General features: G+C 49.6%; 16 protein-coding genes. 2 read left to right on the top strand and 14 right to left on the bottom strand.

Translation table 11 applies throughout. The annotated features are described in order from the left end of the window. Positions 1–183: 183 nt before the first annotated feature. From HQN60_RS02470 to HQN60_RS02410, 13 genes are all read right to left on the bottom strand, one after another. Positions 184–675 carry a type II secretion system protein gene (locus HQN60_RS02470; protein WP_254456667.1) on the bottom strand — a complete coding sequence of 164 codons (492 nt, stop codon included), beginning with the start codon at positions 673–675 and terminating at the stop codon, positions 184–186. A 4-nt stretch (positions 676–679) separates the two neighbouring features. Further along, entirely contained in the window at positions 680–1,054 is a 375-nt protein-coding gene (locus HQN60_RS02465) for a type II secretion system protein (protein ID WP_254456666.1), read from the bottom strand. Continuing rightward, complete coding sequence (locus tag HQN60_RS02460; protein ID WP_173532196.1) at positions 1,044–1,517, bottom strand: type II secretion system protein; 474 nt, start codon at positions 1,515–1,517, stop codon at positions 1,044–1,046. Before HQN60_RS02460 ends, HQN60_RS02465 begins: the two co-directional genes overlap by 11 nt. A 1-nt stretch (position 1,518) precedes the next feature. After that, the gene (locus HQN60_RS02455; RefSeq protein WP_173532195.1) at positions 1,519–3,519 is read right to left on the bottom strand and encodes a secretin GspD/PilQ domain-containing protein; all 2,001 of its coding nucleotides are present in this window, start codon (positions 3,517–3,519) and stop codon (positions 1,519–1,521) included. Positions 3,520–3,530: 11 nt separating this feature from the next. After that, a complete protein-coding gene (locus HQN60_RS02450; RefSeq protein ID WP_173532194.1) occupies positions 3,531–4,064 on the bottom strand; it encodes a hypothetical protein in 534 nt (177 codons plus the stop codon). After that, positions 4,064–4,588, bottom strand: coding sequence for a hypothetical protein (locus tag HQN60_RS02445; protein WP_173532193.1), 525 nt, complete (start codon positions 4,586–4,588; stop codon positions 4,064–4,066). The genes HQN60_RS02450 and HQN60_RS02445 overlap by 1 nt, the downstream gene beginning before the upstream one ends. Continuing rightward, positions 4,588–5,190 carry a hypothetical protein gene (locus HQN60_RS02440; RefSeq protein WP_173532192.1) on the bottom strand — a complete coding sequence of 201 codons (603 nt, stop codon included), beginning with the start codon at positions 5,188–5,190 and terminating at the stop codon, positions 4,588–4,590. The genes HQN60_RS02445 and HQN60_RS02440 overlap by 1 nt, the downstream gene beginning before the upstream one ends. Then, positions 5,187–5,987 (bottom strand): hypothetical protein, encoded by an 801-nt coding sequence (locus HQN60_RS02435; protein ID WP_173532191.1) that lies wholly within the window; start codon positions 5,985–5,987, stop codon positions 5,187–5,189. Before HQN60_RS02435 ends, HQN60_RS02440 begins: the two co-directional genes overlap by 4 nt. Then, the gene (locus HQN60_RS02430; RefSeq protein ID WP_173532190.1) at positions 5,968–7,620 is read right to left on the bottom strand and encodes a GspE/PulE family protein; all 1,653 of its coding nucleotides are present in this window, start codon (positions 7,618–7,620) and stop codon (positions 5,968–5,970) included. Before HQN60_RS02430 ends, HQN60_RS02435 begins: the two co-directional genes overlap by 20 nt. Continuing rightward, on the bottom strand, positions 7,617–8,795 hold the full coding sequence (locus tag HQN60_RS02425) for a type II secretion system F family protein (protein WP_173532189.1): 1,179 nt from the start codon (positions 8,793–8,795) through the stop codon (positions 7,617–7,619). Before HQN60_RS02425 ends, HQN60_RS02430 begins: the two co-directional genes overlap by 4 nt. A gap of 3 nt (positions 8,796–8,798) precedes the next feature. Next, complete coding sequence (gene gspG, locus HQN60_RS02420) at positions 8,799–9,227, bottom strand: type II secretion system major pseudopilin GspG (protein ID WP_173532188.1); 429 nt, start codon at positions 9,225–9,227, stop codon at positions 8,799–8,801. A 263-nt stretch (positions 9,228–9,490) separates the two neighbouring features. Next, the gene (locus HQN60_RS02415) at positions 9,491–11,464 is read right to left on the bottom strand and encodes a glycosyl hydrolase family 18 protein (protein ID WP_173532187.1); all 1,974 of its coding nucleotides are present in this window, start codon (positions 11,462–11,464) and stop codon (positions 9,491–9,493) included. 580 nt (positions 11,465–12,044) lie between these two features. Then, entirely contained in the window at positions 12,045–12,638 is a 594-nt protein-coding gene (locus tag HQN60_RS02410) for a superoxide dismutase (RefSeq protein ID WP_173532186.1), read from the bottom strand. A gap of 169 nt (positions 12,639–12,807) precedes the next feature. Between HQN60_RS02410 and HQN60_RS02405 the strand changes: the two genes are divergently transcribed. Continuing rightward, complete coding sequence (locus HQN60_RS02405) at positions 12,808–13,728, top strand: CobD/CbiB family protein (protein ID WP_173532185.1); 921 nt, start codon at positions 12,808–12,810, stop codon at positions 13,726–13,728. Between the two features lie 3 nt (positions 13,729–13,731). Next, the gene (locus HQN60_RS02400) at positions 13,732–14,379 is read left to right on the top strand and encodes a fumarylacetoacetate hydrolase family protein (RefSeq protein WP_173532184.1); all 648 of its coding nucleotides are present in this window, start codon (positions 13,732–13,734) and stop codon (positions 14,377–14,379) included. 159 nt (positions 14,380–14,538) lie between these two features. On the opposite strand, the gene tsaD is transcribed toward HQN60_RS02400, so the two are convergent. Continuing rightward, complete coding sequence (tsaD, locus tag HQN60_RS02395) at positions 14,539–15,555, bottom strand: tRNA (adenosine(37)-N6)-threonylcarbamoyltransferase complex transferase subunit TsaD (RefSeq protein ID WP_173532183.1); 1,017 nt, start codon at positions 15,553–15,555, stop codon at positions 14,539–14,541. Positions 15,556–15,701 lie beyond the last annotated feature (146 nt).

The following is a 15,701-nucleotide window of genomic DNA, read 5'->3' as shown; positions in this document are numbered from 1 at the left end:
CCCCATCCCAGCCTTCCCCCATCAAGGGGGAAGGGGCCGCAGTCGATCTGTTTTAACGCGTGAAATTTAAAATATCATCGCCAAATCAAAGTCGAACCGAGCTGGGGATATAGTCATTTGCCGCTGTTGATGTAGTGTCAAGCTGACGCGTTTGCGTCGATTTTAGCTTGAGGCGTGAAGGGGTTATTTTCGGCCACCACCTTGATTCGGCCAGTGGGCAAAGCGCCAGTCTTGGTAGGACTTGGCGTCTTTAAAATTGGCATTCTCATTGATAAATTGATCGTTTTTGAGTGGTTTTTGCAATGATGGACTTTGCACGCCCATAAAGCTGCCACCGGGACCACCAATCATCAGCCAATCGCCGCCAGTAATGGGGTCTTTATACGCTTTACGCAGATAGCGTCGAGGGAAGGGTACTCGCGGGTCTTGCACTAAATCTTGCAGCGTTTTGGGGTATTGCAGGCCAGCGGCGCTGTTTTGCTCGCTGTACTGCTTGATGGCGAGGCGAATTTCATTGCCAACGCGCATCAGTTCTTCTTCTTTACTGCGCTGAATGCGGTTTTGCCACGCCTCACCAACTTGCGCGAGGTAAATCCCCATAATCAAGACCAACATCAAGGCCCAGACATAGGCAAATCCTTGCTGTGCACGATGCGGCTGGCGGAGCGTCGTCACGCGCTTACCAAGTGTTGTACTGGGTGCCATCTTTGGCTGTGCCTTGAGCACCACTTTTTAAATCGTAGACGCCAGTACCGGTTTCAGGCGGCACAATAATCCATGAATCACGGCGACTCGTGATCGGATCGAGCGGCGCTTCGCGCAAATATTTACGGCTGACCAATTCGTCCAGATTATTTGGGTAGCGGCCAGTATCGGCAAAAAACTTATCAATCCCATCACGCACCGCGACCAGATTGTGCTTGAGCACGGTTTCTTGCGCGCGGTCGGTTTGCTGAAAATAGCGCGGCACCACCAGCGTCAATAAGCTAGCCATAATCGCTAGCACCACCAAAAGTTCAATCAGCGTAAAGCCTCGGCTTTGCTTACCACTCACGATATGGCACTCCATTTAAACCCGTTTGCGTTGAAATCGAGTAGATATCATACACGTCGCGGCCTTCAGCTGGCGCTTCGGGTGGACTGGCATAACTGCGTAGTCCCCAAGTTTGGGCATTGCTTTTACTGGGGCAATCGCAAAATGGGTCACGCGGTAAACGGCGTAAAAAATAGATTTTTTTCCCCGCTGGGTCTTTTAAATCTTTCGCGCCTTCCACCAAAGTGTCTAGCGTGGGCGGAAAGCCCGATTCATCGAGTGATTTATTCACGCGCCCGGCATCGACCGCCGCTTTGTATTGATCGATGCCATTACGAATTTGCCAGAGCGCTCGGCGTAAATCGTCTTCACGATTGCGCGTTGCTGCCACTTGCGACAATGGCAATGCCACTGTCGCTAAGACGGCCAGAATGGTTAACGTCACCATCAATTCAATCAGCGTAAATCCAGCAGCAAACCGCATCTTATCGACGACCCATGCCGCCACCCCGTGGGACAGGTGTTGCGGCCGGCGTGGCTTCAGTTGGCGTTGCCGGCGCAGGTTGTTGCTGCGGTTGCGGCTGTGGCTGCGCTTGTGGTTCTGGCGCTGGTGCCGGTGGAATATACGGCGCTGGCGAGCCACCTTGGCTATTGATTAACACCGTCGATGAATTACGCAGGCGTAATGGGTCGGTGCTGATACTGCCTTCGGTACCGCTTTCAAAATTGGTGATATACGACGATGGAATTGGCAACGATCGCACGACTCGTGGCGTAATCAACAAAATGATTTCGGTTTTGCTTTTCTCGGTTTTATTGGTACCAAAAATTCGATCCAGCACTGGTAAAGAACTCAGGAACGGTAAGCCAGAGCCGGTTTCGGCTTCTTGGCGCGACAACAGCCCCGCTAAGACTTGGGTTTCACCATCACGCGCACTCATATTGGTTTCGGCACGGCGAGTACCAATTTGGTAAACCAACAAGCCTGATTTGGTCGGGATGGTTTTAACAATATTGGACACTTCGAGCGTGACTTTCACGCTGATCTCATTATCAATGGTGAGTACCGGCTCAACATTCAGTGTTAAACCCACGTCTTGATAATTGACGTTTTCGGTACTGGTGCCATTGGACACCGTGGTAGTGACCACCGGAACGCGATCGCCAATGAGAATTTTGGCTTTATCGCGGTTTTTAACCCGAATTTTCGGATTGGCCAAAATATTGGTTTTGCCCTTGCTTTGCAAGAAATTGGCCGTCACTGTTGGCGAGCCTAGATTAACCAGTACATCGCCTTTATTCAGATTACCAATTTGATCGAGCGTGACCGAGCCGGCAATTTTGGTGTTGTTGGTGGTGGTCGACGTCGTGATATTGCCGACGGTATTGGTCGTAACAGTAGGTACCGCGCCGATTGCATTGCCATACACCGTGGCACTGATCGAATTCGGGTATTGAATACCCAGATCGAGCACGTCGCTATTGCTGACTTCAAGCACTTCGACATCCATCAAGACTTCAGATTGCGGAATATCTTGCGCCGCGATCAAGCGCTCGGCCACCGCAATGGCGTCGGGGGTATCGCGCATCACCAACATCGACAAACGCTCGTCGATATACACGTCACGCGTTTTGATCATTTGTTTGATCATCGACAGCACTTGCTTAGGGTCGGCATTGGACAAATAGAAGGTGCGCATCACCATGTCTTTGTAGTCGCGATCTTTATCTGGCCGTTTGGGATAAATCAGAATGGTGTTGTCATTGAGGATTTTTTTATCCAGTTGATTGGTCGCCAAAATCAAATTGATCACGTCTTCCACGGTGGTATCGCGGGCATAAATCGTGGTTTTTAAATTGGGGGCGACGTCTTTATCAAAGATAAAATTAACCTTACCAATGCGCGAAATAATATCAAACACGCTCATCATGCTTTGATCGCGAAACTGCAGCGAAATCGGGCTTTTCAGTGCTTGCGCTAAAGCCGGGCGCAGATTGACTTCACGCGCTTTACGGCTTTCTACTTCGTTGCGTAGTACTTGTGCTTGCACATTGCGTGGGTTTTCCGCCAAGATTTGCAGCACTAAATTCAGCGATTCATCCGGGCGGCTGTCTTTGATTTCTTGTGCGTATTTGAGCATTGAGTTATGGCGAATGCCGATCTCAATCAAACGAATGCCTTCACGCGCGCGATCGTTATTGCTCTCCCAGCTTAAAATTTGCTGGTAACGACTCATCGCCAATGCGGTATCGCCGCGTGAACGCGCTTGATCGCCTTCTACTTGTAAGCGCGCCAAATACTGCTGCAAATTGCTTTGATACGCCATTTTCAGCTTTAAATCAGCAGGGCTACTGGCCATTTGGGCTTGCAATACTTTGAGTGCGGCCTCTGGGTTGCCTTCGTCTTGGATCAGGTTTTCCGCTTTATAGCGCGCCATATCGGCGGCGCAGCCCGCTAAAAAGGCCACCGAAATGATTGAGGACATCAGTGCTCGTTTCACAGTGCGCCTCCCATTGACAGGGTTTGTTGCTGATTGAGCGGTAAAAAAGTAAACGTCAGCATAGTGGGACTCATTTTATCGAGGCGGTAATTGCCAAGTAGGCTTTCGCCCGGTTGTATTCGGCCTAAAGTATCGCATTGGCTACAGAGCACGATGGATTGCCCTTGCGCTTCAACGACAATGTATAAGCTGTTTTTTTCTAGCCATGTCGCGGTCACTACAAACGGCAATGGCGGAGCCACTGGGGTTGGTGTCGGGGTGGGCGCAGGGGGCTTGGTCGGCGGCGGTGGTGGAGGAACCCATGATTGCTTAGGGAATAAATCGGCAATGCTGACGCCGGATGCTGTGGCACTGGCTTGGCTGGCGGCCGTATTTGGCATTGAGGCGCCGCGTATTTCTGCCGCGAGCGCGCGCCGCGCGGCAGGTTTTGCCGCGCTATCTAATTCAGGCTCGGTACGGTCTTGCCAAAAGGTATAGGCAGTGATGGCTAAGGTGGCACCGAGCAGGTATTGCATTGGACGAGAGAGCATTAATGGGCCTCCGTCAAATACGACAGCTGAATTTGCAGCGCGACTTGGTCGTCTGAAATTTGCTGGCGTTGCAGGTTGACGGTTTCAATGCGCACGCCGGGTATGGTTTGTAGTTCCAGCATAAAGCGGCGAATTTGCATATAGCGCGCATTGGCTGGAAATTGCAGGCTGTAGCGCTGCAATTTACCATCGGCTTCGACTTGATTTTTGTAATCGACTTGCGTGATCACGATTTGATTTTTGGCAGCAAGCTCATTGAGGGCACGTAAAAAAAAGGTAAAGGTATCGCTGCGATTAAGCTTAGGCAGCGCATCGCTAACGCTGCTGGCAACAGCGGGAACGCGTAATTGTTGAAAGCGCTGGGCTAGCGCATTTTCTCTATCGATTAAATCGCGCTGGTATGGTTTTAATTCTTGGGTATAGAGCAGCAAGGCAAAGCCCAATAAGGCTAAGCCGGCAATACCCAATATGCCCGAGTAACGAGGGATGAGGCGTAAATACCAAAATAATTGTGCTTTAGTCATCAATGCACTCCCGATGCGGCACTGGCTGAATGCACACGGCTGGCGGTACTGGCCGCGCTGGCATTGTTGTTAGGTGCCACGCGATCGGCCAGCCATAACACTTCAATCGCCGCGACGGCGGGTCGATGTGGGTCGCCAATTTTTAAGCTATTGCGAGCGAGGGTGACGTGCTTGGTTTCTGGCGCGGCTTCAAAGCGATCGACCAACAGTAAGACGTCATTGAGTGATTTGGCCTCTAAATCCATTTTGATATCGCGCTCAACGGTGGCGATTTCCAGCCGGCTAAAAGCGATTTCTTTTTCCCAAACGCGCTCTAACAAATCAAATGCCGGGGTATGGCTGAGTAATTGATCACGACGGATTTTTTCCACCTTGGCCGAAACCGGCGACGCATTAAGTTCGGCTTTGATTTTGCTATCGCGCTGCTTGATCCGCAGTGCGATGCTGTCTTCTTGCAATTCGAGTTGATTTTTTTGTTCTTTGGCGACGTCAATTTGCGTCATGACCCACAAAACAGCAATCACCCCAAGCACGCACAGCAATAGGCCTAGCCAAGGTGTACGGGTCGGTTGTAAGTTAAAATCCAGTTGCAGTTTTTTCATTGACTGGCATCCCCGGCAATAAACAGCGGCTGCACGGCGCCGAGCCATTCAAAGTCAAAATCAGCCGATTTAACACTGCGCAGCGTGAGTTCTGAAGAGGTGAGATAAATATGCTCGGGTAAAAACTGCCCGCTTAAAACGGCAGCTTCTCGCACCAAGGCGGCGAGCGATAAGGTTTGATTTTCCGGGCTGTCATGGTCGAGCTGGATGGGCAAAGTAATAATGCCTTGCCAAGCATGCTCACGATAAAAACCAATTAAGGCATAGCCTTGCTCTAAGATTACCAAGGCATGTTCTGCGTCTTTTAATTGCCGTTGATGTTGATTGACTGCCGTGGTGAATAAAGGCTCGATTTTGCCGAGCTTCATTTTGCTGGTGCGACAAAGCTCTAGCAGCGTTTGGTACAGGCCTTCATCAAAAGCGGCGGCAATGCGTGGCTCGCCATATCCGCCTGGCGCAATGCGAATCCGCCACGATTCACTACTCACGCCATAATGTTGGGCCAGTAATAATCGGGCATAGCTTTCCCAATCGCGCTCATGATTTAAACCGTCTTGCCAAGGTAAACACACATAGCGCACCCAAGGCGAGCCTAAAATCAGGTCGACTTGATCGTATCCCAATTGGCCACGCGGTACTTGATTGAGTAGCTCTTGAAAGCGATTGACCAGTAGATCAGATGAAGCATCGAGGCTGGCACGCTGGCGCGCCAGTACGCTGCCGCTCCAATGCCGACTGGCAATCCGAATGCGCTGTTTGCTAAACCATGCACAATGCTTAATCAACAAAGGTGACACGGTTGATTTCCTGTAAGGTGGTTTCACCGCGGGCAACGGCGTTAAGGGCAATTTGGCGCATCGAAATAAAACCATTGCTCAGGGCAATTTTTTTGAGCTCGACCGCAGGCGCGTGTTTGGCAATCGCTTGTTTGAGTTCATCATCCAGTCGCAATACTTCGGCAATGGCTTTGCGGCCTAAATAACCGGTATTGCGGCAAGCGGGGCAGCCGCGACCTTTGCGAAAAGTCCAAGTGCTGACTTGTTGGCGGGTTAAGCTCGATGCCGCGAGTAATTCCAGCTCGGGTTGATCGTCGCCCACGCAGTGCGGGCAGACTTTGCGAATTAAACGCTGCGCGACCACGCCAATCAGCGCGTCGACAAAGCTATTGGGTTCAACGCCCATATGAATAAAACGATCAATCACCGAGAACGCATTGTTGGCATGCACCGAGGTCAGTACCAAATGGCCGGTCAGTGCCGCTTGGACTGCGATATTGGCGGTTTCGCCATCACGAATCTCGCCGACTAAAATCTTGTCGGGGTCATGGCGCAAGATCGAGCGCAAGCCACGGGCAAAAGTAAGGCCTTTTTTGTCGTTCACAGGAATCTGCAATACGCCGGGCAGTTGATATTCAACCGGATCTTCAATGGTGATGATTTTTTCTTCACCATTATTAATTTCAGAGAGCGTGGCATACAGCGTGGTCGATTTACCCGATCCGGTTGGCCCGGTCACCAGTAGCAAGCCATAAGGCTCATGCGATAGTGAGCGAATGGCCGCCATGGTTTGCGCTTCATGGCCTAGCGTTTCAAGACGCAATGCCTTGAATGTATCGCCGCCGCTTTGTTTATCCAAAATCCGCAACACGGCATCTTCGCCATGAATCGATGGCATGATCGACACGCGAAAATCAACTTCGCGATGATTCACTTTGGCTTTAAAGCGTCCGTCTTGGGGAACGCGATGTTCAGAAATATCCAATTCGGCCAAGACTTTAATCCGCGACACGACTTGTTCGGCCATTTCAACGCCACTAACCCCGCCGGCATGCAGCAAAACACCGTCAATGCGGTATTTAATCGTCATGCCTTGTGGCGTGGTTTCCATATGGATATCTGACGCTTTGGCTTTGAGGGCGTCATAGAGTGTGGAGTTAACCAGTTTGACGACGGGTTTATCATCTTGCGATAACGTCGTTAAATTGATCTCGGTAATGCCTTCTTTGCTGCTCTCTTGGTTTTCACCGACCGCCATTTGATCCATTGCGCGGTGCGATGTTTCATATTCATTAAAGTACTGCTGCAAATCATCAAATAGCGCAAACGCCACGCGAAAAGCGACGCTGATTTTTTGCTGTGCCCAGTTGCGAACGACTGGGCTAAATGGGTCTGATAAAATTAACACATAGCCATGCTGCGGTATTTCCGCCAACAGACACTGGTGAGCGACGGCATCGCCAAAGGCGAGCAAATCATAGCGTGGCTTGAGTGCTTTAAGTTCTAGTGAGGTAATGGCTGGCAGGCCAAGGTAGCCGCTGACTGCAAGTAGATACGCCTCATTATTTAGTCCGAGCGACTGTTGCAACAACACCGGTAAAGGCTGGTTGCCGCTGGTGGCTCGCAAGTGCTGAATCAAATCGAGCGTGATCATTGCATATTCCCGGCCAACTCAAAAATCGGCATATAAAGCAAAAAGACGATGCCACCAATCAATATCCCAATCAGTAACATCAAAATGGGCTCGAACAAACGCGTAAACATTTCAATCGCCCGATCGAGTTCTTCATCACAAAATTGCGCAGCGCGCTCGATCATCGTCGCCAGCTCACCGCTTTGTTCGCCCACACGCAGTAGCCGCTCCGACACAGGCGTGGTCAGGTTGTATTTGGGGAGCGTATTGGAAAGTTGTTGGCCTGATTTGATGTCGATAATGGCTTGCGACAGCGCAAAGCGCATGGTGTTTGGCAATAATTGCGCCGCTAATTCCAGTGCTGCGACCAAATTTAAACCGCCAGAAAGCAACAGCCCCACGGTGCGATAAAAGCGAGTTAACGCAAATAAACGCCGATATTCTTCCAGTCGCGGCAGCTTCCAAAATAAGGTCAGCAAAATCGTTTGAATCGCTTGCGTGCGAAACGCCATCACAATAGCGATTAAGCTGGTGATGATCAGTAAAAATATCGCTTGGCCATGCTGATGCACCAAGTCGCCCCACCACAGCATCATTTGCGCGGCGAAAGGCAGGTTTTTCATTGAGGCGTAAATTTGGCTAAATTTGGGAATCACATAAAACAGCAAAAACAGCATAATGCTGCCGCCAATGCCAATCACCACCATGGGATAAACCAAGGAGGCGACGACCTTTTTTTTGACGGCGCTTAAGCGCGTTTCGTAATGATGATAACGTTTTAAGGCGTCGGCTAAATGGCCGGTTTTTTCTGCCGATCCCACGCTGGCAATATACAGCGGCGGGAATAAATTTGGCATTTGCGCCAGTACTTTAGATAAAGGTAGCCCTTGGTATAAACCTTCAATCATGGTGGTCAGTACGGTGCGATTTTGATCGTGGCTGCTTTTTTCTTTCAGCGTTTCCATCGCCTCAACCAGCGTCAGACCCGCTTCTAGCAGTGCAATCAGCTCTTGGGTGAACAGTGAAACTTGAAATTCACTCTTGCCCAATGACAGGCTGAAGGTGCGTTCAGCCTTACAACTTACCAATTGCAAACCTTGCTCTAACAGCCGCGCGCGCAGGTCGTCCACGTTGGCGGCATCCAGCGTCATCTCGCGCAGTTGGCCTGCGCTTAAGGCTTTGACTTGGTAACGCATGGTTTACCAGTAGCTGATATCGGCGTCTTCGCCGCTACCGCCCGGTTTACCATCTAAGCCATAACTTTTTAATTCGTAGTCATGGCCATTTTCACCAGGGATAGTGTAAATGTAAGGCTTGTCCCAAGGATCGTTGGGTACATCCTTCATCAGGTAAGGGCCGCTCCATTTGCCTTCGTCAGCCGGCTTTTTGGTTAAGCTATTGAGGCCCAATTCAGTACTCGGGTAGCGGCCGGTATCGAGGCGATATTGATCTAATGCCCCAGCGATGGATTTCATTTGACTAGCGGCAGTTTTGGTTTTGGCTTTGCCAACTTCACCAAACAGTTTGGGGCCGACATAGCCAGCAAGTAGCGCAATAATCAGAAGTACTACGAGTAATTCTAGTAGCGTGAAACCATTTTTTTTATGTAAGAAATATTGCGTTTTCATCTTCAATCTCGGTCTAAGTTTTATCGTGCGAGATGCGCTGGATTGATTCCCTATAGAGCCACATGCTAAAGCTTAAAGGCCTCTGGAGCAAGGATTTTTATGGGGTTGTGCGGGCGGCGAAGGCTTGTATTTACTTGGTTTGCAGCGGTTTTTGCATCATTTCATTAGGCGTTTGAAATTTGTTTGTTTGGTGTAATTATTGCGGATTTAGCGATAAAAAAACCCCACTTAAAAAGTGGGGTTCAATCTTTACAAGCTTATTTTTATTTGTTGATATGCGTCATTGCTTCAACCAGTTCACCGTTGGCGGTGTCGCCGTCGGCTTCCCAGCTAAAGATACCGCCCAGACCCATTTTGTTTGCATAGTCAGCTTTCAGTTTGATATCACGAGGAGTGTCGTAAGACCAGAATGTCGAGCCATCAAAACGATAGGTTTGTTGCGTAACTGGATGAATATACTCAGTACCTGGCGCGTTTTTCAGTACTTTGTAGTCTTCGATACCGGCTTCGTACGTGCCTTTAGCAGCACCGGTTGCGGTTTGATACAGACCATTGTTCACGTTTTTCACGCCAGTCCAACCACGACCGTAGAATGGAACACCGATATGCAATTTCGCCGCTGGTGCACCACGGGCAATCAGATCTTTCACGGCTGCGTCAGTGTAGTATTTGCTGACTTTGCCCGTTTTTGGATCCACTGTGCGTGGGCTAGCTGGATCTTGGTACAGATTTGATTGGAAGTCGGTTGGACCTTGTGCATCCCAGCCGCCGTTAAAGTCGTACGACATGATGTTGATCCAGTCGAGGTATTTGCTGTATTCGGCTGGTTCTGTCGCGGCAATTTTATCATCGCCGGCACCAATGGCGACGGTCAACAAGTATTTCTTGCCGGTGGTTTTGCTCAACTCATCCAATTGTTTGCGGAATTCTTGCATTAACAAGTTGTTGTTTTGCTTGTCGGCAGCAGAAACTGTGTTCGTGCCAATACCTTGTACACCTGGGTATTCCCAGTCGATATCAATCCCGTCAAATACGTCGGCAGCGGCGTAGACCGTTTTGCCAGTTGTTGGATCAACGTAAGAACCACCGGCATTTGAGCCTGAATCGAATGGAATATTACCTTTGATCCACACGTCGATACACGAGCTAACTAAAGCTTGGCGTAGTTCTGGGGTGGCAGCCGCCGCAGAGAACCATTTCGACCAAGTCCAGCCACCCAATGAAATAAGTGCTTTCATGTTCGGGTTTTTGGCTTTCAGTTTTTTCAACTGATTTAAGTTGCCTTTGAGTGGGCCAGCTTTGCCTTGGCGAGGATCATCCCATTTATCCCAACCGTATTTATCAGCAACGCCATCCACTGATTCACCAGCACCAAAGCCTTTTTGGTAAACCGCCCATGCATCACCACCGTCTTGTCCGCCGGCTTCGAGTTTATTTACGGTTGCATCGCAAACGTATTTGCCGCCACGGTTATAGATATTGGCGAATGAGTAGTTCAAGAACGTCAACTTGGCAGCTTGACCGCTGTCTTGCATGTTTTTCAGGTAGAACTTACGACCGTAAATTGACCATTCTGCAAAGTAGGTACCCACTTGTTTCGCACCAGTCGGTGGAACAGGTGTTGCAGACGTTGTTGGCGTTGCAGTTGGCGTTGCAGTTGGTGTTGCAGTTGGTGTTGCAGTTGGTGTTGCAGTTGGTGTTGCGGTTGGTGTTGCGGTTGGTGTTGCAGTTGGTGTTGCAGTTGGTGTTGCAGTTGGTGTTGCAGTTGGTGTTGCAGTTGGTGTTGCGGTTGGCGTTGGTGTTGCTGTGCTCGTGCCACATGCGCCCATATCTTGCCAAACATCATTGCTGCCTGGCGCGTTGCCTTGAGTCCACCATTTTGCTTTGTAGCTACGGTTGTTGTAGCTCACTAAGTTGCCACCGGTGTAAACGGCGCTTGAATTCCATTCAGCGCTAGTGCAAGCGCCTGGTGCAGTGCTTGGCGTTGCGGTAGGGGCGGTCGTTGGTGCTGTGGTCGGTGCTGTGGTTGGGGCAGTACCGGTTGCTTCCCAAGGACCCCATTGTTCTGCACCAGGTACATTGCCCTGAGTCCACCATTTTGCTTTGTACTCTTTACCTGCATAAGTGACGACGGCGCCACCAGAGTAGGCGGTTGCGCTATTCCATGCATCAGCAGCAAAGGCGCTGATTGAGACAAAGGCAATGGCTGCCGGGATTGCGGCTAAACGGAAGTTCATTTGATATTTCCTCTCATCCATCATTTGTTTAGTAAGAATTTCAATTGCACCGTGAGGCGCATGGTCTTCAAAACAGGGTTTGACCCGAGTGCACTGCGAGTAGCCCCTGTTTGTTCTTGGTTTTTTGGCTCGTACACTCGGCTCATTGCTGACGCTGGATTTTGTTTTGCTTAATACCAGTCGTTGCACGTAATCTTTGCAGCGAATTGCAGTTGCTTTCGCGGCTGTTACGTTTCGTAGCGCTAATTTCTCAAACTACATTTGTCTTGTCAACTCGGTGAATTGATTTAAAAACAGTTTAAATTCATAGTCTTAATTTTTAAGTAAGCAAAACAAAGCTGTTTGAAATAAATAACAGTGCACATCATGAAATGCTAATTATTGCGCTGCAACTTGGTGCGTGAGGGTTATGGCTAATGCCTTTGAAATATAAGGAGAAATACCAATTTGACTTTTCGTGCACTGTTTTTGCGCTTGGTTTAGAGGGTAAATCGTGGGCGAAAAAAAAAGACGATCGAGTGATCGTCTTTTTTAAAATCTGTATACAAAAGCTGACATATCGCTCAGCTGTTGCTTATTTTTATGCGGCTAAACGTGCAGCAACGACATTCCAGTCAACCAGTTTCCAGAAACCTTCGAGGTAGTTAGGACGGCTGTTACGGTAATCGATGTAGTAAGCGTGTTCCCAAACGTCACAGGTCAACAGTGCTGTTTCGCCGGTAGTGAGTGGGGTGCCTGCTGCGCCAGTATTCAAGATGTCGAGTGAACCGTCGGCTTTTTTAACCAACCAAGTCCAGCCTGAACCAAAGTTGCCGGCTGCTGAGGTATTGAAGGCTTTTTTGAATTCATCAAATGAGCCCCATTTAGCGGCAATGGCATCTGCCAATGCGCCAGCAGGTGCGCGATCTTCGCCTGTTGGGTTAGGTGCAAAGCCAAACCAAAAGAAAGTATGGTTCCAAGTTTGTGCGGCGTTATTATATAAACCACCTGCAGGTGCAGTTTTTACAATCTCTTCTAGCGACTTGTTTTCGTTGTCAGTGCCTTTGATGAGGTTGTTCAGGTTGGTAATATAAGTTTGGTGATGTTTGCCATAGTGATAAGACAAAGTTTCAGCTGACATAAATGGCGCTAAAGCATCTTGTGCGTAAGGCAGTGTAGGAAGTTGATGTTCCATTTGTTTCTCCGGTTGAGGGTGGTATTGACGATATGGCACTGTGGCGTGCTTTTTCAAGAGCTGTCTATATTGTTTCTGCTCGCAAGGGCTCTATGTTATCTTTGAAACATAAAGTATGTACGGCTATGAGCTGATTTTTTTAGCTTGGGCGCAATTTAGGATTAAGTTTATGAGTATTTTGTCTTTGATTTTAGCTTTGCTATTAGAGCAACTGCGGCCGATTAGCAGCCGTAATCCACTGTATTTGGGTTTTATTCGCACCGCCAATGGCATGGGGCGTAATTTAAATGCGGGTGAATATCGCAATGGGGTATATGCCTGGCTACTCGCTGTGGTGCCGCTGGTGGCGATTACTGCGGGTGGGTATTGGTTTTTGCTGCGGTATAACGTGTTTCTAGCGATTGCTTGGGATGTGTTGATTTTATATTTTACGATGGGCTTTCGCCAGTTTAGCCATGCCTTCACCAAAATCTCAAAAGCATTGCAGGCCGATGATTTAAATACGGCGCGCAGCATGCTGGGGGATTGGACAGGACAATCGACTTCAGAGCTCAATGAAGATGAAGTAGCGCGTTTGACGATTGAGCAAGGGGTGATTGATTCTTATCGCTATGTGTTTGGCACTATTTTTTGGTTTGTCGCTTTGGCGTGGATTGCCGGTCCTGCTGGTGCTGTGGCTTACCGTGCGGCGTGTTTATTGCAGCAAAAATGGGGTGGGCATGGTGATGTGTTTGGCCGCTTTGCCGATGGCGTGATGGATATTTTGGATTTTATTCCGATTCGTTTGGCGGCGATTTCATTTGCCGTGGTGGGTAATTTTGAAGACGCAGTTTATTGCTGGCGCTCACAGGCGCAGCAATGGATGGATCAAGATTACGGTATTTTGTTGGCTTCCGCCGCTGGTGCTTTAGGCGTTCGTTTAGGCGAAGCGTTGCATCAAGATCATACGGTGAAATATCGCCCCGAATTAGGTGTTGGCGAGTCGGCTAATCCTGATTACTTAACCAGCGCGGTGGCGCTGGTGTGGCGAGCGGCGATTTTGTGGTTGGCGGTGATTTTGTTATTTAGTATTTCTCAATGGGTGGCGTAAGCAATGGCTGAGATTCAACTGGGTGCAACGGCATGGCGAGTAAATAATATTTATTGTGTGGCGCGCAATTTTGTTGCCCATGCCAAAGAAATGGGCTCGGCGATCACTGAAGAGCCGATGGTATTTATTAAACCCAATTCAGCGGTGGTGCAGCCGGGGGCCGCGTTAGTGTTGCCGTCATGGTCCAATGAGGTGCATCACGAATTAGAGCTGGTGGTGTTGATTGGCCAAGGCGGCGCGCATATTGCGAAGGCTGATGCGCTGGCGCATATTGCTGGCTACGGTTTGGGCTTGGATTTGACCGCGCGCGATGTACAGGCGCTGGCGAAAAAAAATGGCCAGCCTTGGACTTTGGCCAAAGGCTTTGATGGTGCTGCGGTATTGACTGATTTTGTCGCTGCGGACGGGATTGATCCGACGCAGCAGCAATTTACGCTGACGATTGATGGTGAGCTGCGCCAGGCGGCCGATACGCGCTTAATGGCATTTGACGTTGCCACCTTGATTGCGTGGATTTCCAGTAAGTTTACTTTGCAGCCCGGCGATCTGATTTATACCGGAACCCCAGAAGGGGTTGGGCCGATTCGTTCGGGGCAAACGCTCAATCTGGCGTGGCCCAATCAGCTTGAGCAGTCTTTTGTCGTGGCGTAATTGCAGTCATCACGCCGCCAATAATGAAAAACCCGCAATAGCGGGTTTTTTTATGGGTATATTAATCTCAGCTTTTTGATGTATTGCTTAGAGGGTAATACCCTCGATTAGCGACAGTGGCTTGGTCGGCGCAGCGAACAAACCAAGCGTGAATAGATGCTAGTCGGCGCTGGCAAGGCTGGCTAAGTCCCAGCGTGGTTTGACAGCAAAAGAGCCGGCAACTTGTCGCTCGCTGAGTCGCTGTGCGCCAGCATAAGCAATCATCGCGCCATTGTCGGTGCACAATTCAAGTGGCGGATAAAACACCGTAAAGCCGCGTTTTTTGGCCGCATCATCGAATGCAGCACGCAATTGTCGATTGGCACCCACGCCGCCGGCGATGACCAAACGCTTCATGCCGGTTTGTTTGAGTGCTTTGAGTGACTTTTTAACCAGCACTTCAACAATGGCTTCTTGGAAGGCCGCGCAAATATCTGCCCGAGTTATATCGTCCAGCGGCGATTGTTGGGTGACTAAATTAAGTACTGCGGTTTTTAAGCCGGAAAAACTCATATCTAAGTTCGGCGTATGCAGCATGGGCCGTGGCAAAGTAAAGCGCGTTGCGTCGCCAGTATCGGCAAGTTTGGACAGCGCCGGGCCACCGGGATAACCCAGACCAATTAGTTTTGCCGATTTATCAAACGCTTCACCCGCCGCATCATCAACAGTTTCGCCGAGTAATTCATAGCGCCCAACACCGTGGACTGCCATCAATTGCGTGTGCCCGCCCGATACTAATAAAGCAATAAATGGAAATTCAGGCGCAGGGTCGGCTAAGCAAGGCGATAATAAGTGTCCTTCTAAGTGATGCACTGCAATCGTTGGCTTGCCCAGCGCAAACGCCAGTGCATTGGCGACCGATGCGCCAACCAGTAAAGCGCCGGCAAGACCGGGCCCTGCGGTGTAGGCAATGGCATCAATGTCATCGAGCTGCTTGCCCGCTTGTGTCAAACAGCTTTCAGTTAAAGGTAGTACGCGGCGAATATGGTCGCGTGACGCCAATTCAGGCACAACACCGCCATACTCGCTATGCATGGCGATTTGGGTATGCAGTTGGTGGGCCAACAGGCCTGCATCGGTGTCGTACAGCGCAACGCCAGTTTCGTCGCAAGAAGATTCAATGCCTAATACCAGCATGGCGCACTCATTATTAGATGATCAATCTGCTTATATTAACGGGCAAAGATGCAACACGAAAGGGGCTGATCTCTATTCCTTTTGACAATTCAGAATTTATACCGGATAATCGCACCCTTTCCCGATCTTTGGTCTTTAACGAGGCT

Source organism: Deefgea piscis (assembly GCF_013284055.1).
GTDB lineage: Bacteria > Pseudomonadota > Gammaproteobacteria > Burkholderiales > Chitinibacteraceae > Deefgea > Deefgea piscis.
This window is presented reverse-complemented; position numbering and strand designations above follow the sequence as displayed.